Here is a 20,921-nt window from a genome sequence, read left to right as displayed (position 1 = left end):
GCCTGTCAGGTTCAATCTGAACCTGACAGGCTCTAAATATTGGTTTTACCGTATCATCTTGTGAGTATTGCGTTTTGATCATGGCTCTTGTCCAGATGGTGGAAAGACATCTGCCTTCCCGGCTGGCAGGGCCTGCTCGCAAACTGTTCCATGCCCTGATTGAAGATGATGACGTGGCCCGCGCCCAGCGCATGGCGCTTGTGGCGTTTGCCATCCGCATAGTCAGTGCGGCAATAGCCTTTTTTTCGCAAATCATTCAGGCCCGCCTGATGGGCGATTTCGAATATGGCATTTTCGTTTTTGTCTGGGTGCTGGTGGTTCTGTTTGGCAATCTGTCCTGCCTTGGCTTTCACTCCACCATCATTCGCTTTTTGCCGCAATATCAGGGGCGTGGCGAAATAGAGCCGATCCTAGGCTTGACCCTCACCGCAAGGCTGGTTGCCATAGGCATTGCCAGTCTGCTGGCCGTGGTCGGGCTTACCGTGCTGCATGTTGGCGGAGAGCGCATCGCTGCCTATTATATCACGCCGCTGTTTTTGGGCCTGTTTGCCCTGCCGATGATTGCCCTTGGCGACGTGCTGGATGGCACCGCCCGCGCCAATAGCTGGGCTGTGGTAGCCCTCAGCCCCACCTATATCATCCGGCCCTTGTTGATTTTAGGGTTGATGCTGGGCTTTGTCGGATTGGGCCAGCCGCGCGTGGCAACCACAGCCATGCAGGCGGCCTTGGTCGCCACCTATATCACCACCCTTGGGCAGTTCCTCACGGTCAGTTGGCGGATGAGAAACAAATTTCCAAAATCGCCCAGACGAATCGATTTCTGGGTGTGGTTTCGCGTTGCCGTACCCATTTTTTTCATCGAAGGGTTTCTGTTTCTGTTGACCAATTCCGATGTGGTTGTGGTTGGGCTGTATTTGCCGCCCGATCAGGTGGGCATCTATTTTGCGGCCGCGAAAACCATGGCCATGGTGCAATTTGTCTATTTTGCCGTCAAAGCCGCCGCAGGTCCGCGCTTTTCCGCCTTGATGAATGCCGACGACATCCGGCCATTGGCAGCGTTTTCTGGCAAGATGGCGCGCTGGTGCTTTTGGCCATCGCTGTGCATTGGCCTGATTGTTCTGGCAGCAGGCAAGCTGCTGCTGGGCCTGTTCGGGCACAATTTCACGGCTGGCTATCCGCTCATGGCCATCCTGTTTGCAGGCATCCTGACAAAAGCATTGATTGGCCCCGGAGAAGTGCTTCTGACCATGGCTGGGCGACAAAATTTGTGCGTGCTGCTGTATCTCATTGCACTTATTGCAAATATAGGGCTGAATGTAACTCTCATCCCACTTTATGGGTTAGTTGGTGCCGCCATGGCCACCGCTCTTGCGACACTTGTAGAAGCGCTGCTCTTGCATATCGCAGTCCGGCGCGCATTGGGTATCGTTTTGTTTGCATTCGCCGATCCGCTCTCACGGCTCAAAGGACATGATCGTGGCTGAGATAAAATTGTCCATGGACGGAATTGACAACAGGCTTGACGCAGAAACCGTTCCGCAAGGACCGCAAACTGTGAGCAAGGCGACACCGGCTCCCCCCGCAGACGGGCAGATTGCGGTTGGCAGAGTGGGGCGCAAACTGTGGCTCTATCCCCGTCAGGCCAGCTATGACCTCGAAGAGGAAATGGATTTTCTCACCAATCGCGCCCTTGAGCCCAATGTGTTTTTCTCGGCGCGGTTTTTGGCTCCGGCCATTCCGCGTCTCGATGAGCGGCAGGTGCGAACAGCGCTGATCCGGGATGATCGCAGCGGCCGCTCGCGTATTCGCCTGTTGATGCCATTTTCCATTGAAAAGCCCGGTTTTTCCATGGGTCCACCGATTTTGCGGGTCTGGTCCAATCCGTTTGGTCCCCTTGGCACCCCCCTGGTGGATGCAGAAGACGCCAGCGAGACCATTGACAATCTTCTGGAGGCGCTGGGCAGCCCCGTTGCAAAATTGCCGAATGTAATCGTCTTTCCCGATTTGCGGATGGATGGCCCCGTGGCCCAACTGCTCCGCGCTGTCGCCATCAACCGCGACTTGCCGTTGACGGTGGCCAATATGGTGCAACGCCCGATGCTGGAAAGCCTAGAAGATGGACCGACCTATCTGGCGCAATCTGTCGGCAAATCCCATTTGCGCGACATGCGCAGGCAAATGCGATTGCTGGAAAAACAAGGCACTGTCGCCTATTGCATCGCCCGCCAGCCGCAGGAAATTGAAACGCGGATGGAAGAATTTCTGGCGCTGGAAGCCAGCGGCTGGAAGGGCCGAAAGCGCACCGCCATGGTCATGGACCGGCTTCATGCCGCCTTTGCGCGCGAGGCCATCACCAACCTTGCCACCATTGATGCCGTGCGTATTCACACGCTGGATCTCGATGACAGTGCCATTGCCTCGATGATTGTCTTCATCATGAACGGCGAGGCGTATACCTGGAAGACCGCCTATGATGAGCGCTATGCGCGCTTTTCGCCCGGCAAACTACTCACCAGCGAGCTGACAGAATGGCACCTCGATGATGCCAATATCATGCGCACCGATTCTTGCGCGGTGGCTGATCACCCGATCATGAGCAGGCTGTGGCGAGAGCGCGAGACCATGGGCACTTTGGTCATTGGCCTGAAACGCAACAGCGACAAAGATGTGCGCCAGGCCGCAGCGCAATTGCACCTCTATCGCAACACCCGCAATCTCGCCCGCATTCTGCGCGACAAGGTGTTGGGCAAGCGCAAAAAAGACGCTTAAACTGCCCGTGTTTGACGCTTGAACGCCGTCTGCTGCGGCATATCACGCTCTCGCAGCAGCCTGCGAATAACCTTGCCACTGGTGGTGAGTGGCATATCATCGATAAAAGCCACTTCGCGCGGGTATTCATGCATGGACAAGCGGTGCTTGACCCAATCGGCAATCTCCGCCGCCAAGGCGTCGCTTGGGGTAAAGCCATCCGCCAACACAACATAGGCTTTGACGATTTCTGTGCGCAATGCATCCGGCTTGCCAATCGCCGCAGCCAGGCGCACCGCAGGATGCGCAATCAGGCAATCCTCAATCTCGGCTGGTCCAATGCGATAGCCGGACGAGGTGATGACGTCATCATCGCGTCCGAAAAATGCAATATAGCCCTCAGCATCTTGGTGCCCAAGATCGCCGGTCAACATCCAGTCGCCAACAAATTTTTGCGCGCTTGCCTCCGGGTCTTGCCAATAGTGCAAAAACATCACCGGATCGGGCCGCGCTATGGCCACCTGCCCCAACTGCCCCACCGGCACCTCACGGCCTTGCGCATCCACAATGGCCACCCGATGCCCCGGTACCGGCTTGCCAATGGCTCCGGCTTTACTGACACCGAGATTGGCGGCCGACGACAGCACGAAATTGCATTCGGTCTGGCCATAGAACTCGTTGGGCGTGATGCCAAGCGCTGATTTGACCCATTCATAGGTCTCACGCCCCAGCGATTCGCCCGCAGAGCCAATGCTGCGCAACACCAGATCATAGTGTGCACGGGGGTTCTCGACTGTCTTTAGCAAACGTAAGGCGGTTGGTGGGATAAAGGCGTTGCGCACCTTCATCTCGGCCATGATGCGAAACGCCATATGCGGATCAAATTTTTGCGCAGGCGATGACACAACCGGCACACCCAGCATCAGGGCGGGCATCAGCACATTCAAAAGCCCACCCGCCCAGGCCCAGTCCGATGGCGTCCAGATCTTGTCGCCCGCCAGCGGCAAGCCCTCATGGGCCAGTTGGAAGCCGGGAATGTGACCCGCCAAGACGCGATGGCCATGCAAGGCACCCTTGGCGGCACCCGTGGTGCCAGAGGTGAAAATCATCAGCGCCGGATCATCCGGGCCGGTTTCCGCCCCTTGAAAATCAGAGGATCCCTGCTGGCACAGGCTGGTGAAGGATAAAACACCGCTGCCGTCTGTCTCCGTCGAAATCACATGCTGCAATTGCGGCAAGGTGGCGCGCAGATCATTGAGGCGAAGCAGGCCGAAATCATTGGTCACAACCGCCACGGCACCCGCCGTTTTCAACCGATACTGCAAGGCATCCGCGCCAAACAGCAGCGCCAGAGGCACGGCAATCGCCCCCAATTTATAAATCGCCACATGGGCGACCACGGTGGCAAAGCCCTGTGGCAACAGCAACGCGACCCTATCGCCAACACCAATGCCAAGCTTGGACAAGGCATGGGCAAAAGCAGAAGACTGCGCCGCCAAGGCACCATAGGTCATGGATTGGTGATGGCCATCGGTGGAAAAATGCTCCAGGCAGATACGATCAGGCGCGCGCACCGCCCACGCATCCGACACAACCCGACCCATGTTGAAGCGATCAGGTATGTTCCAGCAGAAATCTTGAAAAAGCGCCTCATAGGAGGAGCCAGCGGGCAAAAACATCGGGCCTATCCATATTGATGGATAAGACTAGCATTGCCTTCGCAGTCGCACAATACACCTGTGACTATGCTGCGCCGCCACATCATGCCCTGATGTGGCGGTGCAAAAACGCAGATATTTCAGGCGTCAAGATAGCCGACAACGCCTTTGATCTCGGTAAATTCGTGCAGGCCGAACTTACCATATTCACGGCCATTGCCGGATTGCTTATAGCCACCAAACGGCGCAAAGCCATCCCAGGCTGATGCGTTGACGCGCACAACACCAGCGCGCAGCTTGCGCGACAAAGCCTGCGCGTCAGTCAGATCGCCCTGAATATAGGCGGCCAGACCATAAGGCGTATCATTGGCAATCGCCACAGCATCCTCGACAGTATCATAGCCCAAAATCGACAACACCGGGCCGAAGATTTCTTCGCGCGCAATGGTCATGTCATTGGTCACGCGGGCAAACACGGTCGGGCGCACGTAATAGCCGGAATTGAGATGGGCAGGACGTCCGGGACCGCCGACAATCAAGTCCGCGCCATCATCAATGCCCACCTTGATCAACCCTTGAATCTTATCAAACTGGGCTTCGCTGACCACCGGACCAATCACGGTTGCTTCATTATCAGGTGCGCCAACGGTAATGCTGTTGGCTGTCTTCACGGCGATTTCAATGGCAGCATCCATGCTTTCCATCGGCACCAGCATGCGGGTGGGCGCATTGCACGATTGGCCGGAATTGTCACAGCATTTGCGAACACCGGCCGCAACAGCCTCTTCCAGATTAGCGCTGCGCAGCACGATATTGGGAGATTTACCGCCCAGTTCCTGATGCACACGCTTCACCGTGGGAGCCGCCGCTTGCGCCACCGAAATACCGGCACGGGTGGAGCCGGTGAATGACACCATATCGATCTCGGGATGAGAAGCGAGCACAGCGCCAACCGTTGGGCCATCACCATTGACCAGATTGAAAACGCCCTTGGGAACGCCCGCTTCATCCAGCACTTCGGCAAACAGAATGGCATTGAGCGGCGCAATTTCCGACGGTTTCAGCACCATGGTGCAGCCGGTCGCCAGTGCTGGCGCAACCTTGCAAGCAATCTGGTTCATCGGCCAGTTCCATGGGGTGATCATGCCGACAACGCCGATCGGTTCATGAACAATGCGGGTGGTGCCTTGCATATACTCAAACTCGAAGCTCTTCATGGCCTCGATTGTGGCGCTGAAATGGGCAATGCCAATTCCGGCCTGCTGGCTGCGCGCCATGGGAACAGGTGCCCCCATTTCGCGGGAAATCATATCGCCAATCTCGTCGTTGCGGCGCTTGAGAATGCTCAAGATACGCTCCATCAAGTCCAGCCGCTCGGCAAAAGAGGTTTCGCTAAAGCTGGTGAAAGCCGCTCTTGCTGCCATAATCGCCCGCTCGGCATCGGCCTTGGAGCCCATGGCGATGGTGGCAAACGGCATTTCCGTGGCAGGATTGATCACGGACAGACGAGCGGTGCTGAGGGGATCAACCCATGCGCCATCAATATAAAATTTCTCGAAATTTTTCATTGCAATCTCCACCCTGTCAATTCGGCCACTCTCACATCCTATATGGAGCATAAGAGGCCGTTTTACACTGAGGTCCCGCATGATTTTTGCCACGAATCCAGAAAATCCGTGCTTGAGTGAAAAGCGCAAAAATACCGCTAAAATGGCCAAATGAAATGCAAAAATCGGGAAATAACCGCGTAAGAACAGAGCAAGATTTTGCTGCGGTTGAAAGTCTATGGTGCCCCTTGCCGGAATCGAACCAGCACTCCTCTCGGAACCTGATTTTGAGTCAGGCGCGTCTACCAATTCCGCCAAAGGGGCCTTAAGGATGGGGAGCGAATACATGCAGAACGGGGTATCGGTCAACCCAAATTTTGCTTTTTTTTCAATTTTGCCGAAAAACCTGCCACAAACACCGCAACGCTAATTCAGCCGCATTTACACATAACAAGGCTTTGCCCATAAAGACTTAGCATCTGCAACAGGGCACATGATTTCGTGCCTGCTTACAAGGTGTGTTTCTGTTGAAAACCATAGGGAATAAAAATGCTGCGACGCCTCTATGACTGGACCATGTCGCTGGCTTCGCGCAAATCGGCAGAAGTCTGGCTCGGCATTATCTCTTTTGTCGAAAGCTCCGTGTTTCTGGTTCCGGCCGACGTGCTGTTTTTGCCCATGGCTTTGGCAAAGCCAGAAAAAGTCTGGCGTTATGCCATCATTGCCACCATCACATCCGTTCTGGGCGGCATTGCCGGTTGGGTTTTGGGCTATTACGCCTATGAGAGCGTGGCGCGACCAATATTGGAATTTTATGGCAAGGCTGACGCCTTTGATCAGCTTCGCCAGTCGGTGAGCTATGAGACGATTGTCTTGTTGCTCGTCACATCGGGCCTCGCCCATCTTCCGCCTATCAAGATTGTCACGATCCTGTCTGGTGTTGTGCATGTCGATATCTGGCTGTTTATCATCTCGGCCATTGTGGCACGCGGCGCAAGGTTCTTCTTTCTGGCGTGGCTGTTGCAGCGTTATGGCGAGCCAATCCGTCACTTTATCGAGAAGAGGCTGGGTTTAATTGCCGCCGGTGGTGCAGTTGTGCTTATTCTGTTGTATGCCGCTTTTCACGTCCTCGCAGTTTGAGGACAGGAGATCTTGATGACGACAGCGCTTTCCCCTCGAACGGGCCTCACCACCGCTTCCCTTCTTGTTTTTGGCATGGCAGCCGTGATCGGCTCGGCACTCGCCTTTGAATATATCGGCGGCTATATTCCCTGCGAGCTTTGCTTGCTGCAACGCAAGCCCTATTATATTGGTCTGGTGATTGGCGTGATCACGCTTGTCTGCGCAGCCATGCATCTGCCAGCCCGCGTCACCAAAAGCCTGATTTTGCTGCTAGGCGTCATCATGATTGTCAGCGCAGGACTTGGCGTCTACCACGCAGGCGTTGAGTGGCATTTCTGGGAAGGCCCAAGTGCTTGCTCGGCCACTGCGGGCGCTGGCTTTACCGGCACAGGCGACATTTTGGGCCAGCTCAACAGCTTCAAAGGCCCATCCTGCACCGAAGCAGCGCTTCGGATTTTTGGCATCTCGCTGGCTGGCTGGAATGTTGTCACCAGCCTTATTCTCGCGAGTATTGCCTTTTTCGGTGCAAAGCGAATCAACGCCTGAATGTTAAGGCTGAAGCTCAGAGTCCCAATAGAGATAATCCACCCAGCTTTCATGCAGATAGTTGGGTGGAAAAAGCCTGCCATTGTTATGCAGATCCTGCACGCTCGGCTGATAGGGCTTTTGGGCTGGAAACATCCCGGCCTGTTTCGGCAGCTTGGAACCTTTTCGCAAATTGCACGGCGAACAGGCGGCAACCACGTTCATCCACGTGGTTTCCCCCCCATGGGCGCGTGGAACGACGTGATCAAAGGTCAGATCGTCGTGGGATCCACAATATTGGCATTGAAACTTGTCGCGCAGAAAGACATTGAAGCGGGTAAAGGCTGGGTTTCGCGTCGGCTGCACATAGGTTTTCAGGCTGACAACGCTGGGCAGCCGCATGGAAAAGCTGGGCGAGCACACCGAATGATCATATTCAGCAATGATGTTGACACGGTCAAGAAAAACCGCCTTGATCGCGTCCTGCCAGGACCAGAGCGACAAGGGATAATAACTCAGTGGCCTATAGTCAGCGTTTAAAACCAACGCTGGCAAGGACTGTGGTGAAACTGCAATCGTCAAGGCGTTCTCCTGATCGATTAGGCATCTTCTTCAATCTATATTCGGCAGCCTGTTACAGGATTATGAAGCCCAACATAGAAGTAAGCAAATGATTCTCCACAATGATTACAAAGGCAAGGCCTCGCGGGAAAAATTTATGGCATAAAAGGCCCAAAACAACCGTGCCGCTATAGAGCGATAAGGCTGCCAATCCCGTGAAATCATTTGGGTCGTCGCAATATCGGGCCGATCCTTCAAACCAAGCCCCTGCCCCACCGCTGTTCGCAAGGCCACGTCGCCTGCCGGAAACACATCTGCGTGACCGCCGCAAAACATCAAATAAACCTCGGATGTCCAAAGCCCGATGCCGCGAAGATGGGAAAGCTCGGCAATGGCAACGTCCGCCGGCTGATCCAGCACCGCCAAAAGATCAATCTCCCCGACTAGGATGGCGTGCGACAAAGCCGTCAGGCAGGCATGCTTGGCCCGCGACAAGCCCAAGGCCAAAGCGCGATCGCTCAGCGCCAGATAGGCTTGCGGCGAAGGCTCGACCATTGCCGCCGTCAAGCGTCCCCAGATGGCCTGGGCGCTGGCCCGCGACACCATTTGTGACACGATAATGGAGGCAAGCCCGGCAAAACCCGGTTCAGACAGGCGAAGCGGCAAAGGACCGGCGATTTTGGCAATCGGCACAAGCCTTGGGTCTTGTATCAAGAGATGCGTCAACCCATCCATAATATCCGCATCCGATTGGATGCGACTGTGAGGCTTCATCTTTTACTCCTGCCGCAAATCATGGCAGAAGAAGCCATGCCGGATCTTGACCATCACACACCCATTTTTCGCTTTGCGCCCAGCCCCAATGGGGTTTTGCATCTGGGGCATGCGCTGTCTGCATTGTTGAATGCCAAGTGCGCAAAAGCAACAGGCGGCCGCCTGCTGTTGCGCATGGAAGATATTGATATTGGCCGCTGCACACCAGCCTTTGAGCGCAGCATTGTTGACGACCTGACCTGGCTTGGACTGACATGGGAAGAGCCGGTTCGCCGCCAGTCCGAGCATATTGACGCCTATCGCGCAGCGCTTGATCGATTGGCAGCGCTTGGCCTGATCTACCCCGCCTTTCTCAGCCGGGGGGAGATCAAGGCGCAAGTGAAACGTGCCAGCAGCAACGGCCAATCATGGCCGCACGACCCGGATGGCGCTCCGCACTACCCCATGGATGAGCGATGTCTCGATCCTTTGGACGCACAGCGGCGCATTGCCCAAGGCGAGCGCCACAGCCTGCGGCTCAATATGGGCAAGGCTCTGTCTTTGCTAAACGCCCCGCTGAACTGGACGGAAGGGGCGGACAACGCCACCATCACCGCTGATCCCGCCGCCTGGGGTGATGTGATTCTGTGGCGCTCTGATGCGCCCTCCAGTTATCATCTTTCCGTGGTGGTGGATGATGCGTTGCAAGGCGTTACCCATGTGGTGCGCGGGCGCGATCTCTATCACGCAACATCGGTGCATCGGCTGTTGCAAAGCCTGCTGGGTCTGCCCGCCCCCCATTACACCCACCATCGGCTGATTTTGGGTAGCGATGGACGCAAGCTTTCCAAAAGCGAGGGGGCTTCCGGGCTGGGTTATCTGCGAGCACTTGGCACATCACCCGCCGATATTCGCGTGCTCCTGGGCCTCTAAATGACGTTTTCGCAGCAAGCGCGGTCCTTTAAATTTCATCAAGGATGCGTTGAACTCTGCCCCGATCAAAAACAACACGCCCAGCATATAAAGAAAAATCAGTACCACCATGATAGAAGCAAGACCGGCATAGGTGGCGGCATAGTTGGCAAAGGTAGCCAGATAGGTGGCAAAAGCAAAAGCACCACCCAGCCAAAGCACCAGTGTAAGACAAATGCCCGGCAACACTTCTCTGAGCCGTCGTTTGCCCGCGGGCAACCACAGATGAGAAATCGTCAGACCAATGGTCAACAAAATCAGGGTGCCAAGCACGCTCCAATTTGAAATCAACGCCAAAACATCTTTCAGCAGTGGAAATTTTTGTTCCGCAAAGCGCAGCGCAATCGGCACCGCGATCAGCACAACGCTGATCACGGCAAAAGCCATGACCCCCATCATCACAAAGCCAAGACTGAGCAGACGGGTCAGATACCAGGGGCGTGTCTCGTTCACACGATAAGCACGGTTGAGCGCCGTGCGCAGCGCTTCCACGCCGTTGGACGCAAAATAGGCGGCAGCCAGCACCGATATGGTCAAAAGACCGCCGCGCGGCATGGTCAGCACCTGCACAATCTGCTCAGAAATCGGCTTGGCAATTTCCTCTGGCCAGGTATCAAAAATAAAGTGAATGGCGGTGGGCGCAAAGGTATCAGCACCTAAAAGGCCCGCCAACGCCGTGCCAAAAATCAAAAACGGAAAAACAGCCAGAAGAATGGAAAGTGCCACATGGCTGGCCATGGCCCAACCATCATCCTCGGAAAAATGCCAGACCGTATCGGCGATCACGCGATAAAGTCTCCCCAGAGAAATCCCCATTCCGTCTCCCGTTTATGCTGTCATTGCGTGTAAACATTGCCTGTGACTTCTGAATATGGGACATGGTATCCTGTTTTGAAGAGGAAAACTGCCTTATGACACAGCAAAGAACCATTATCGTCACCGGCTGCTCCTCTGGCATTGGTGCCTATGCAGCCCGCGCCTTGAAAAAAGACGGCTGGCGGGTTTTTGCAACGGTGCGCAATCCGCAAGACCTCAAAGCGCTTGAGGATGACGGGCTGGAAGCACTGGTCATGGATTATTGCGATGAAGCCAGCATCGAAGCCTTGGTGAAGGACGTGCTGGCCCGCACCGGCGGCACGCTGGATGCGCTGTTCAACAATGGTGCTTATGGCCAGGCAGGGGCTGTGGAAGATCTGCCAACGGCGGCCTTGCGCGAGCAATTCGAGACCAATGTGATCGGCTGGCATGATCTGACGCGACGAATTGTGCCGGTGATGCGCGCGCAAGGGCATGGCCGTATCGTGCAATGCTCATCCATTCTCGGGCTTTTGCCCTATCGTTGGCGCGGCGCTTACACGGCGTCAAAATATGCGCTTGAGGGCTTGTCTCTCACATTGCGCATGGAGCTGGATGGCAGCGGCATTTTTGTCAGCCTGATTGAGCCGGGGCCGATTGCCAGCCGTTTTCTAGCCAATTCGCTAGCGGCTGTTCAGCGCAATATCGATGTTGAGAATTCGGTTCATGCTCAGGATTATCAGCGGCAAATGGCAAGGCTAACGGAAACAGGCGCGATCAACCGCAACAAGCTGGGACCGGATGCTGTATATAAAGTGCTGCAACACGCCTTGACCGCCAAGCGCCCGCGACCACATTATCTCGTGACAAAACCCGCGAAGCAGGGTGCGCTCTTGAAACGACTGATGCCATCCGATCTTTTCTATCGGCTCATGCGGTCACTGGATTAAAAACAAAGATCAACCGTATTTCAGCGGACGTCGGGGGGACATCCATGTCAACATTCACCACCATTCTCGCCGTGATCGTCATGGGGCTTGTCGCGCTTGTTTTGATGCGCGGGCTTTACAATATGCTCAAAGGCGGCGACGGCAACCGCTCCAACAAGCTGATGCAGTTGCGTGTGCTTTTGCAAGCCATTGCCGTGGTGCTGATCATGTTGACGCTCTGGATCACTGGCGGCGGCCGCTAAAGCATACCCCTTCTCACTTTCAATCTCCAATTAACTGCATGGTGCAATGGTAAAGCTCAATAAAATCTACACCCGCACAGGCGACGATGGCACAACAGCACTGGTCTGTGGCCCGCGCCGCCTGAAGCATGATCTTCGCGTCGAGGCCTATGGCACGATCGATGAGGCCAACAGCGCCATTGGCATGGCCCGCCTTTACACGCAGGATCAACAGCCGCTCGATGCCATGCTGCTGCGCATTCAAAATGATCTGTTTGACCTCGGCTCAGACCTTGCCACCCCCGATACCGGTGAGGCGCTGGAATGGGAGCCTTTGCGCATCGTGCAGTCGCAAGTGGACCGTCTGGAAAGCGAAATTGATGCTTTGAACGCGCATCTTGAGCCGCTAAAATCCTTCGTGCTGCCCGGCGGCACGCCGGCTGCCGCAAATCTGCATCTGGCCCGCACCATCACGCGGCGAGCAGAGCGCATTATGGTCGATCTGATGCAGATCCCGGGTGAGGTTCTGGCGTCTCCTGCGTTAAAATACGTCAATCGCCTCTCTGATTTTCTGTTTGTCGCCGCGCGCTATGCCAATGACATTGGCAAGGCCGATATTTTGTGGGTGCCCGGAAAACATCGATAGGCAAAATTCACGGAGCGACACGCAAATAATTGACGTGAACGTAAAAGTTAGATAAATCTTCCTCGACACCGGGAGGAGCATCCGGATGGCATACCGGAAAGAATACCCAAAGGATTGTAACGCACCGTTGTAATTGCGGAAAAAATGCGTATCGATGTCGCCAACCGACAATCGAAGATGCGCAAAATGGCGCTAATTACAGCCGACCGAAGCAAGGAAGGACCCCATGAAGATTCTTGTGCCCGTAAAGCGCGTTGTTGACTACAACGTCAAAATTCGCGTGAAGCCCGATGGTTCTGGCGTCGAGCTTGCCAATGTGAAGATGTCGATGAACCCGTTCGACGAAATCTCCGTTGAAGAAGCACTGCGCCTCAAGGAGGCTGGCAAGGCATCGGAAGTGGTGGTGGTGTCCATTGGACCAGCCAAGGCCGAAGAAACCCTGCGCACAGCGCTGGCCATGGGTGCGGATCGCGCCATTCTGGTGGAAACCGACGCAACTGTCGAGCCGCTGGCCGTTGCCAAAATCCTCAAGGGCGTGGTCGACGCTGAAGCCCCCGGCTTGGTGATTGTTGGCAAACAGGCCATTGATGATGACAGCAACCAGACCGGCCAGATGTTGTCTGCCCTGCTCGGCTGGAGCCAGGCAACCTTTGCATCCAAGCTGGAAATTGGCGATGGCTCGGCCAATGTCACCCGCGAAGTGGATGGCGGTTTGCAGACCATTTCGGTCAAGCTTCCGGCCATTGTCACCACCGATCTTCGTCTCAATGAGCCGCGCTATGCATCGCTGCCCAACATCATGAAGGCCAAGAAAAAGCCGCTGGACAAGAAAACGCCTGCCGATTTTGGCGTTGATACCGCACCACGCTTGACGGTTTTGAAAACCGAAGAGCCAAGTGGCCGCAAGGCTGGCATCAAGGTCGCCTCCGTTGCTGAGCTGGTTGACAAGCTCAAAAACGAAGCTGGCGTGCTTTAACAGCGAATCGGGAGATAAAATTATGGCCATTCTTCTTCTGGCAGAACACGACAACACAAGCGTATCTGAGCAGACCGCAAAGACCCTGACCGCCGCAACCCAGATTGGCGGTGATGTGCATGTGCTGGTAGCTGGCGCAGGTGCGCAAGCAGCAGCCGACGCCACCGCCAAGCTCTCCGGCGTCGCCAAGGTCTTGTTGGCTGACAGCGCCGATCTGGCCAACAATCTGGCCGAGCCTCTCGCCGCTTTGATTGTATCGCTGGCACCAAGCTATGATGTGATCATTGCACCGGCGACCTCGGTTGGCAAAAACGTGCTGCCGCGCGTCGCTGCCCTTCTGGATGTAATGCAGATCTCGGAAATTACCGATGTTGTCTCACCGGACACCTTCAAGCGGCCGATCTATGCTGGCAACGCGATCCAGACCGTGCAATCAACCGATGCCAAAAAGGTCATCACCGTGCGCACCGCATCCTTTGCGGCAGCGGGGGAAGGTGGCTCTGCGGCGGTTGAGGCTGTTGCAGCCGTTGCCAATCCCGGTCTGTCCAGCTTCGTGTCGGATGCGCTTTCCGCATCGGAACGTCCAGAGCTGACATCGGCCAAGATCATCATCTCCGGTGGTCGCGCCCTTGGCTCATCGGAGAAGTTCAAAGAGGTCATTCTGCCTGTTGCCGACAAGCTTGGTGCAGCCGTTGGTGCCTCGCGCGCAGCGGTTGACGCAGGCTATGCCCCCAACGATTGGCAGGTTGGCCAAACCGGCAAGGTGGTCGCACCCCAGCTCTATATCGCTTGCGGCATTTCCGGTGCCATCCAGCATCTGGCAGGCATGAAGGACTCGAAAGTCATCGTTGCCATCAACAAGGATGAGGAAGCCCCGATTTTCCAGGTGGCCGATTACGGTCTGGTGGCTGATCTGTTTGACGCGCTGCCGGAGCTTGAAAAGGCGCTCTGAGCTTTCAACCGGAATAAATGCAAAAGGCCGCGCCAGATCTCTGGCGCGGCCTTTTTTGATTATGAACCTATGCTGGCTCAGAATTCCTCCCAATCCGCCTTGGACGATGTGGCCGTCTTGGACGATGTGGGTGCAGGCTTTGAATTGCTGCTGTTCGAAAAGCCAGCGGCCAGCTTGCCCATCAGCGCACGCGCAGGCGATGCTGCCGGGCGGTTCTTTGTCACGTCAGCGGCCCTGACGGGTGCGCGCATGGGTGCAGGCCGCACAGCTGCTGGCGGTGTCTGGCGTGGTGATGGGGTGAAGCTGGAGGAAGAAGCCTGTGGCGTGGTTTGCCCGTCTACAAGACGGAACTGGGCGACGAGATTGGACAAGGCAGACGCATCTTCTGTCAGCTTGGCCATGTCGGAATTGGTGCGCTCTGCCATTTGCGAGTTCTGCTGCGTGACCTCTTCCATGCTGCGGATGGCCGTGGAAATTTCCCGCACGCTCTCGGATTGCTCGCCGACCGCCTCGGCAATCACCGAAATCTCGTCGTTGATATGGGCAACCTGATCGGCGATTTCACCCAGCACCTCACCCGTGTTGCGCACCAAGCCGACGCCGCTCTTCACTGCATCGCCCGATTTGCTGATCAGCTCCTTGATTTCCTTGGCGGCACCGGCAGAGCGCTGCGCCAGTTCGCGCACTTCCTGCGCCACCACCGCAAAGCCCTTGCCCGCTTCGCCAGCGCGCGCCGCCTCAACACCGGCATTCAGCGCCAGAAGGTTGGTCTGGAACGCAATTTCGTCGATCACATTGATGATTTGCGAAATGGCAAGCGATGCCTCTTCAATCTTGCCCATGGCATTAATGGCCGAGCCAACGATATCGCCAGAGCGCTCGGTTGATGTTTTCGCATCCGCTGCCATCCGGCGAGCATTTCCGGCCCGATCCGTCGAGGTGCGAATGGCCTCCATGATCTGGCTGATGACGGCCGAGGTCTGCTCGATGGCGGCAGCCTGCTGCTCGGAGCGACGCGACAAATCGTGGGTTGCCGACACCATGCCGGTGGCCGTGCCATTGATGGAATCCGTATTGCTGGAAAGCTCGCGGATCGTATTGGCAAGCCTAAAGATCGATTCATTAAAGTCGGTTCTGAGCCGGTCGAGACCTGCCATAAATGGGGTGTCTATTGTGGTGGTCAAATCGCCAGCGGCCAGACGCTGCAAGCCAGCGCCCAAAACCTCGACGGCCTGTTGAAGCCTTGCAGTTTCCTCGCGGCTGGCCTGCTCGCGTGCCTGTCTCTCCGCTTCCGACATAGTGCGATCAGCAAGGGCTGCCGCCTCAATCCTTGTTTTTTCAATGGCGGCATCGCGAAACACAGCCACAGAGCGCACCATATCGCCAATCTCATCGGCCCGTTTTTCGCCCGACAGAGTAATGGTTGTATCACCATCGGCAAGGCGCTTCATGCTGTCCACCAATCGATTGATGGGGGACGTCAGACTGCGCGAAAACAGAACGGCACCGGTCATTGCCAGGATCAGAAGTCCGGCTGCGATCAACATCACCGTATTGCGCAATTGTGCGATACTGGCCAGCGCTTCATTTTCACCCATCAGCGCCACAACGGCCCAGGTGTGCCCGGCAAACGGCAGGGTCACGGCCGCAGCGTAACTGTCCATGTCCCGATAGTCGGCAATTTTGCCTGTGGCCTTATTGCCCTTCAGGGCATCGTCAACCAGCGGAGACTCGACCTTATGGCTCAGCGCGTCCTTGTCATTGGACAGGGCCGAATGATTGACCATAATGTGCTGGTCATTGATCAGGATCGTTTCGCCGGATTGGCCCAAGCCCGTGCGGTTATTAAAAATAGCGTCCAGGCGATTGGCTGGAATGGCGACAACCAGCACGCCCATCTTCAACTCGCCCATGAACAAGGGCGACGACAAAAAGGCAGTGCTTTTGCCCGAAGGCCCATATCGCACAAAATCTGACAGTGCATAAAACTTCGGATCGTCGCTGGCTTCGACAGAGGTGAATGCCTTGGCCAGCGGGCCATCTTTCAGCTCCGGATCCGCAACATTGGCACCATATTCGTTATTCTTTTGCGCCGAATAGACAATATTGCCCTTGGGATCGATCAGAAACACATCGGCATAGCCATATTGCAGCACGCCCTTTTTCAACAGGGGATGATAAAGGGCGTGGTTGCTGTCATAGGTATCGATACGCGCCGTTTCCATCTCCAGACGCTGGCCGGGTGGATTGGGATTGTTGGTGATATAGCGCTCGACCAATGTTTGCTTCGGGGACGTGCCCAGGTAACGCCAGTCGCGCTTGAACTTATAAAGCGCCTCACCCGTGCTCGGTGCACTGGAAAAGGCGCGCATATTGGTAATGAGGTTTTCGAAATACAACTGCGCTTCATTGCGCCGCCCGTCTGCCGTCGCTTCCAGTTTCTGCATCACTTCCTGGCGCACCAGCGAGGAGCTTTGAATCAATGCCGCCCAGCTGGCCGCACCAATGGACAAAAGTGTGATAACACAAACAAACAACGGTAATTTTCGTGCAATACGCATGTCGTCTCCCCATCAGAACGCCAATGCTTGTCGCGAGCAAGACCGTTCTGATATTCCCTCATTCGCACCAGTTGTAGCCCGAGCGCATTAAAATATGACTAAGGTTGGGGCCACGCGTGGCAGCAGAACCGCGATCGACAAGAACGAAAGACTGGAAAATTAAACCGCATCGCATTATCACTTGTTCAAAGGCCACGGCGGGAGAGGCTTATGACCACGCAGATCAAAGCGTGCATCTTCTGCTCGATCAGCAGCAGCGTAACAGGCGTGCACAACGGCGCCGCAACATGGAATGAGCGTGATGATCAAGAATGTTGGAATTGTGGGTGCCGGACAGATGGGCTGCGGCATTGCTCATGTCTGCTCTCTCGCCGGATATAAAGTGACGCTTTACGACCTGTCGAAGGATCGGATCGAAGCCGGCCTTGCCACCATCAACGGCAACATGGCCCGGCAGGTCACCAATGGCAAAATGTCGGATGATGAGCGCAAAACCGCCCTCTCCTGCATCACCGGATCCACCGACGTGCAGGATCTGGCCGCCATGGATCTGGTGATCGAGGCCGCAACCGAGGACGAGAACGTCAAGCGCAAGATTTTTGGCCAGATTTGCCCAGTTCTAAAGCCGGAAGCGCTGCTGGCCACCAACACATCATCGCTCTCCATCACCCGCCTTGCCGCTTCCACGGACCGGCCAGACCAGTTCATGGGCATTCATTTCATGAATCCTGTGCCGGTGATGAAACTGGTGGAACTGGTGCGCGGCATTGCCACCGGTGAAAAAACCTTTGAGACCGCCAAGGATTTTGTGCGCTCGCTGGATAAAACCATCACCGTTGCCGAGGATTTTCCAGCCTTCATCGTCAACCGAATCCTGCTGCCGATGATCAATGAAGCCATTTATACGCTGTATGAAGGCGTGGGCTCGGTGGAGGCCATTGATACTGCCATGAAACTGGGGGCCAATCATCCGATGGGGCCGCTGCAACTGGCCGATTTCATTGGTCTCGACACCTGCCTCTCGATCATGCAGGTGTTGCATGATGGGCTGGCCGATAGCAAATATCGCCCCTGCCCGCTTTTGGTAAAATATGTCGAAGCCGGCTGGCTGGGCCGCAAATCCGGTCGTGGCTTTTATGATTACCGCAGCGAAATTCCTGTTCCGACGCGGTAATTTTCATAAAGATGACGGCTCAGGTCAGAGGCGTCATCACAGCATGCTGATAGGCATCACGGCCCTTGAGGCGGGCATACCACGCCTCAAGATTTGGCAGGTTTGGCCGCTCAATCGGCATTTCAAACCACGCATAGGCAAAACAGCCAAGCGGAATATCGCCAACGCCAAGGCTATCGCCAGACAGGTAAGGCTGTGTGGCAAGCGCTGCATCGGGAATGGCAAGCAGCTTGCCCACCGCCTCCTTTGCGGCGTTGATCTTGGCCATGTCGCGCTGATCTTCCGGCGTGCGCACCATGCCCCAGAACAGATCCCGAAATGGCAAAGCAAGGGATGAGGTTGCCCAGTCCATCCATTTTTCGGCCTGCGCCTGCGCAACAGCGCCCACCTGATCCGCGCCTTCATCACCATAGCGCGATGCAAGATAGCGCACGATGGTGTTGGATTCCCACAACACGACATCGCCATCTTCCAACACCGGCACAAGCCCGTTGGGATTCATGGCGCGATAGGCTGGATCATTGACAACGCCGAAAGCGCCACCGGCATCAATCCGCTGATGCACAAGGTCCAACTCCTCAACCATCCACAGCACTTTTTTAACATTGGTCGAGTTGGCACGACCCCAGATTTTCAACATATATTATCCCCTCAAAGAGAAACCAGTTTATCCACCAGAGCCTTGGCATCATTGCTATCCCAAGCCGCCGGTCCATTCATCGAGCCAAGCAGGCAGCCGTTTTTATCGATCACCAATGTGGCGGGCAGGCCAAAGGCCAGACCTTCCTTTTTGAGCGCATTAAAAACGCCCATGGAACTGTCACGATAAAACCCGAGATGATCAATGCCATTTTCGTTCAAAAACGCTTTGGGCTTTTCATCCGTGCCACTGTCGATATTCACCGCCACGACATCAAACTGATCGCTGCCCTTGGCGGCCTGCAAACCGTTCAAAGCCGGCATTTCCTCACGGCAGGGCACGCACCAGGTCGCCCACAGATTAACCAGCAATGCTTTCCCCTTGAAATCTTTCAGGGTTTTATCGGCCCCACTGGCATCCTTGAATGTCAGGGTCTGGAGAACGCGCGGCGGATTGGCGGCAACAATGGCGGCCACCTGACCTTTGATAAACGGCTCCAGCGCCTTGAGGCTGGCCGGTGTTGCCTCACATCCCTTGGCGGCCGCCAGCTCTGTGCCATTGCCATACCCCGCTTCCTTCACGTATACCGCAACCGCGCCGGCAAAAAGTCCGGCAACCGCCGCAATTGCAACCAGCTTGACGGAAGGAAGTCCCAATGGTCTTTTTTTCGTCATCGACGTCTCCAGGATCTATTGAGCATGGCTGAGGAAACCAAGGACACGAAATCCTCCAACCAGATGTGGGGCGGCCGCTTTGCCTCTGGCCCAGCCGCCATCATGGAGGAGATAAACGCATCGATCGGTTTCGACAAGAAACTCTACGCACAAGATATTCGCGGCTCCATTGCCCACGCCACCATGCTGGCCCATCAAGGCATTATTTCAGCCGAAGACAAAGATAAAATTATTGAAGGCTTGAACACGATTTTGTCAGAGATCGAAGCTGGCCAATTTGAGTTCTCCCGCAAGCTGGAAGATATTCATATGAATATCGAAGCGCGACTGGCCACCTTGATTGGCCCCGCTGCTGGCCGCCTGCACACGGCTCGTTCCCGTAACGATCAGGTGGCACTGGATTTCCGCCTCTGGGTCAAGGAAGAGCTGCAAAAGACTGAGACACTTCTCACCAATCTGATCACCGTGTTTTTGAAGCGCGCCGAAGAACATGCCGACACCGTGATGCCGGGCTTTACCCATTTGCAGACCGCGCAGCCCGTCACCTTTGGTCATCATTGCATGGCCTATGTCGAAATGTTTGGCCGCGACCGCCAGCGTGTGCGCCACGCCATTGAGCATATGGATGAAAGCCCAATTGGCTCTGCAGCACTTGCTGGCACCGGCTATAATATTGACCGCCACATGACCGCCAAAGCGCTTGGCTTTCGCGAGCCAACCCGCAACTCGATTGATACCGTATCAGACCGCGATTTCGCGCTGGAGTTTCTCTCCATTGCCGCCATTTGCGCCACCCATCTGTCGCGTCTGGCCGAAGAAATCGTCATCTGGTCGACGTCGCAATTCAGCTTTATCCGGCTCTCCGATGCCTTCTCAACCGGCTCCTCCATTATGCCGCAGAAGAAAAATCCGGATGCTGCCGAGTTGGTGCGCGCCAAGACCGGCCGTATCAATGGCTCGTTGATTGCGCTTTTGACCATCATGAAGGGCCTGCCGCTCGCCTATTCCAAGGATATGCAGGAAGACAAGGAACAGGTGTTTGACGCCGCCGAAAGTCTGGAACTGTCGCTTGCGGCCATGACCGGCATGATTGGCGATCTGGAAGTGCGCGCTGACAAGATGAAGGCCGCAGCCGGTTCTGGCTACTCCACCGCCACCGATCTGGCCGACTGGCTGGTGCGCGAAGCAGGCCTGCCCTTCCGCGATGCCCACCATGTCACCGGCCGCGCCGTTGCCATGGCCGAGGAAAAATCATGCGATCTGGCCGATCTTTCTCTGGAAGATTTGCAGTCGATCCATGCGTCGATTACCGCCGACATCTACAATGTCTTGACTGTCGAAGCCTCGGTTGCCAGCCGAAAAAGTTTTGGTGGCACGGCACCGGATGAAGTGCGCAAGCAGATCAAATGGTGGCGCTCGCGCAACTGATTCCCCATTGATCCGAAT

Annotated in this window: 20 protein-coding genes and 1 tRNA gene; 12 read left to right on the top strand and 9 right to left on the bottom strand. The window is 55.8% G+C overall.

Annotation, left to right across the window (positions count from 1 at the left end; all coding sequences use genetic code 11):
• The first annotated feature begins 80 nt into the window (after window positions 1-80).
• Both BJF95_RS21880 and BJF95_RS21875 read left to right on the top strand, forming a co-directional pair.
• Window positions 81-1,484, top strand: coding sequence for an oligosaccharide flippase family protein (locus BJF95_RS21880; protein WP_075641580.1), 1,404 nt, complete (start codon window positions 81-83; stop codon window positions 1,482-1,484).
• Window positions 1,471-2,769, top strand: a complete 1,299-nt coding sequence (locus BJF95_RS21875; RefSeq protein WP_425348717.1) for a GNAT family N-acetyltransferase — start codon at window positions 1,471-1,473, stop codon at window positions 2,767-2,769. The genes BJF95_RS21880 and BJF95_RS21875 overlap by 14 nt, the downstream gene beginning before the upstream one ends.
• Here the strand turns inward: BJF95_RS21875 and BJF95_RS21870 are convergent.
• The 3 genes from BJF95_RS21870 to BJF95_RS21860 all read right to left on the bottom strand — a co-directional run bounded on the left by BJF95_RS21870 (window position 2,766) and on the right by BJF95_RS21860 (window position 6,277).
• Window positions 2,766-4,427: an AMP-binding protein gene (locus tag BJF95_RS21870; protein ID WP_075641579.1), complete on the bottom strand. Its 1,662-nt coding sequence runs from the start codon at window positions 4,425-4,427 to the stop codon at window positions 2,766-2,768. The two genes, BJF95_RS21875 and BJF95_RS21870, sit on opposite strands and share 4 nt — an antisense overlap.
• 119 nt (window positions 4,428-4,546) lie before the next feature.
• Window positions 4,547-5,974 carry an aldehyde dehydrogenase family protein gene (locus BJF95_RS21865; RefSeq protein ID WP_075641578.1) on the bottom strand — a complete coding sequence of 476 codons (1,428 nt, stop codon included), beginning with the start codon at window positions 5,972-5,974 and terminating at the stop codon, window positions 4,547-4,549.
• Window positions 5,975-6,192: 218 nt separating this feature from the next.
• Window positions 6,193-6,277: transfer RNA gene (locus BJF95_RS21860), tRNA-Leu, on the bottom strand.
• A gap of 225 nt (window positions 6,278-6,502) precedes the next feature.
• Between BJF95_RS21860 and BJF95_RS21855 the strand changes: the two genes are divergently transcribed.
• Both BJF95_RS21855 and BJF95_RS21850 read left to right on the top strand, forming a co-directional pair.
• Window positions 6,503-7,093, top strand: a complete 591-nt coding sequence (locus BJF95_RS21855) for a YqaA family protein (protein WP_075641577.1) — start codon at window positions 6,503-6,505, stop codon at window positions 7,091-7,093.
• 15 nt (window positions 7,094-7,108) lie between these two features.
• On the top strand, window positions 7,109-7,621 hold the full coding sequence (locus tag BJF95_RS21850) for a disulfide bond formation protein B (RefSeq protein WP_075641576.1): 513 nt from the start codon (window positions 7,109-7,111) through the stop codon (window positions 7,619-7,621).
• A gap of 3 nt (window positions 7,622-7,624) precedes the next feature.
• Here the strand turns inward: BJF95_RS21850 and BJF95_RS21845 are convergent, their stop codons facing one another.
• Together BJF95_RS21845 and BJF95_RS21840 are read right to left on the bottom strand one after the other, a co-directional pair.
• Entirely contained in the window at window positions 7,625-8,182 is a 558-nt protein-coding gene (locus BJF95_RS21845; protein WP_075641575.1) for an HNH endonuclease, read from the bottom strand.
• 105 nt (window positions 8,183-8,287) lie between these two features.
• Window positions 8,288-8,935, bottom strand: coding sequence for a DNA-3-methyladenine glycosylase family protein (locus BJF95_RS21840; RefSeq protein WP_075641574.1), 648 nt, complete (start codon window positions 8,933-8,935; stop codon window positions 8,288-8,290).
• A 36-nt stretch (window positions 8,936-8,971) separates the two neighbouring features.
• Between BJF95_RS21840 and gluQRS the strand changes: the two genes are divergently transcribed.
• Window positions 8,972-9,847, top strand: coding sequence for a tRNA glutamyl-Q(34) synthetase GluQRS (gene gluQRS / locus BJF95_RS21835; protein WP_425348723.1), 876 nt, complete (start codon window positions 8,972-8,974; stop codon window positions 9,845-9,847).
• Here the strand turns inward: gluQRS and BJF95_RS21830 are convergent.
• A complete protein-coding gene (locus tag BJF95_RS21830) occupies window positions 9,812-10,702 on the bottom strand; it encodes a YihY/virulence factor BrkB family protein (protein ID WP_075641572.1) in 891 nt (296 codons plus the stop codon). The genes gluQRS and BJF95_RS21830 overlap by 36 nt on opposite strands.
• Window positions 10,703-10,797: 95 nt before the next feature.
• On the opposite strand from BJF95_RS21830, the gene BJF95_RS21825 reads away from it, so the two are divergent.
• From BJF95_RS21825 to BJF95_RS21805, 5 genes are all read left to right on the top strand, one after another.
• Window positions 10,798-11,631, top strand: coding sequence for an SDR family oxidoreductase (locus BJF95_RS21825; RefSeq protein ID WP_075641571.1), 834 nt, complete (start codon window positions 10,798-10,800; stop codon window positions 11,629-11,631).
• Window positions 11,632-11,675: 44 nt separating this feature from the next.
• Window positions 11,676-11,873: a twin transmembrane helix small protein gene (locus BJF95_RS21820; protein WP_075641570.1), complete on the top strand. Its 198-nt coding sequence runs from the start codon at window positions 11,676-11,678 to the stop codon at window positions 11,871-11,873.
• 46 nt (window positions 11,874-11,919) lie between these two features.
• Entirely contained in the window at window positions 11,920-12,498 is a 579-nt protein-coding gene (locus tag BJF95_RS21815; protein WP_075641569.1) for a cob(I)yrinic acid a,c-diamide adenosyltransferase, read from the top strand.
• Between the two features lie 226 nt (window positions 12,499-12,724).
• Window positions 12,725-13,474 (top strand): electron transfer flavoprotein subunit beta/FixA family protein, encoded by a 750-nt coding sequence (locus BJF95_RS21810; RefSeq protein ID WP_075641568.1) that lies wholly within the window; start codon window positions 12,725-12,727, stop codon window positions 13,472-13,474.
• A 22-nt stretch (window positions 13,475-13,496) separates the two neighbouring features.
• Window positions 13,497-14,426: an electron transfer flavoprotein subunit alpha/FixB family protein gene (locus BJF95_RS21805; RefSeq protein ID WP_075641567.1), complete on the top strand. Its 930-nt coding sequence runs from the start codon at window positions 13,497-13,499 to the stop codon at window positions 14,424-14,426.
• 77 nt (window positions 14,427-14,503) lie between these two features.
• On the opposite strand, the gene BJF95_RS21800 is transcribed toward BJF95_RS21805, so the two are convergent.
• Window positions 14,504-16,987 carry a methyl-accepting chemotaxis protein gene (locus BJF95_RS21800; protein ID WP_075641566.1) on the bottom strand — a complete coding sequence of 828 codons (2,484 nt, stop codon included), beginning with the start codon at window positions 16,985-16,987 and terminating at the stop codon, window positions 14,504-14,506.
• A 292-nt stretch (window positions 16,988-17,279) separates the two neighbouring features.
• On the opposite strand from BJF95_RS21800, the gene BJF95_RS21795 reads away from it, so the two are divergent.
• The gene (locus tag BJF95_RS21795) at window positions 17,280-18,161 is read left to right on the top strand and encodes a 3-hydroxybutyryl-CoA dehydrogenase (protein ID WP_075641565.1); all 882 of its coding nucleotides are present in this window, start codon (window positions 17,280-17,282) and stop codon (window positions 18,159-18,161) included.
• A 19-nt stretch (window positions 18,162-18,180) separates the two neighbouring features.
• On the opposite strand, the gene BJF95_RS21790 is transcribed toward BJF95_RS21795, so the two are convergent.
• Both BJF95_RS21790 and tlpA read right to left on the bottom strand, forming a co-directional pair.
• A complete protein-coding gene (locus BJF95_RS21790; protein WP_075641564.1) occupies window positions 18,181-18,801 on the bottom strand; it encodes a glutathione S-transferase in 621 nt (206 codons plus the stop codon).
• Window positions 18,802-18,812: 11 nt separating this feature from the next.
• Window positions 18,813-19,475: a thiol:disulfide interchange protein TlpA gene (gene tlpA / locus BJF95_RS21785; protein ID WP_075641563.1), complete on the bottom strand. Its 663-nt coding sequence runs from the start codon at window positions 19,473-19,475 to the stop codon at window positions 18,813-18,815.
• A gap of 24 nt (window positions 19,476-19,499) precedes the next feature.
• Here tlpA and argH point away from each other — a divergent pair, with 24 nt between their 5' ends.
• Window positions 19,500-20,903 carry an argininosuccinate lyase gene (gene argH / locus BJF95_RS21780; RefSeq protein WP_075641562.1) on the top strand — a complete coding sequence of 468 codons (1,404 nt, stop codon included), beginning with the start codon at window positions 19,500-19,502 and terminating at the stop codon, window positions 20,901-20,903.
• The last annotated feature ends 18 nt before the right edge of the window (window positions 20,904-20,921 follow it).

This window comes from Rhizobium oryziradicis (assembly GCF_001939045.1).
Classification (GTDB): domain Bacteria; phylum Pseudomonadota; class Alphaproteobacteria; order Rhizobiales; family Rhizobiaceae; genus Allorhizobium; species Allorhizobium oryziradicis.
The sequence above is the reverse complement of the archived record's forward strand: the minus strand, read 5'-3'. Positions and strand labels throughout refer to the sequence as shown.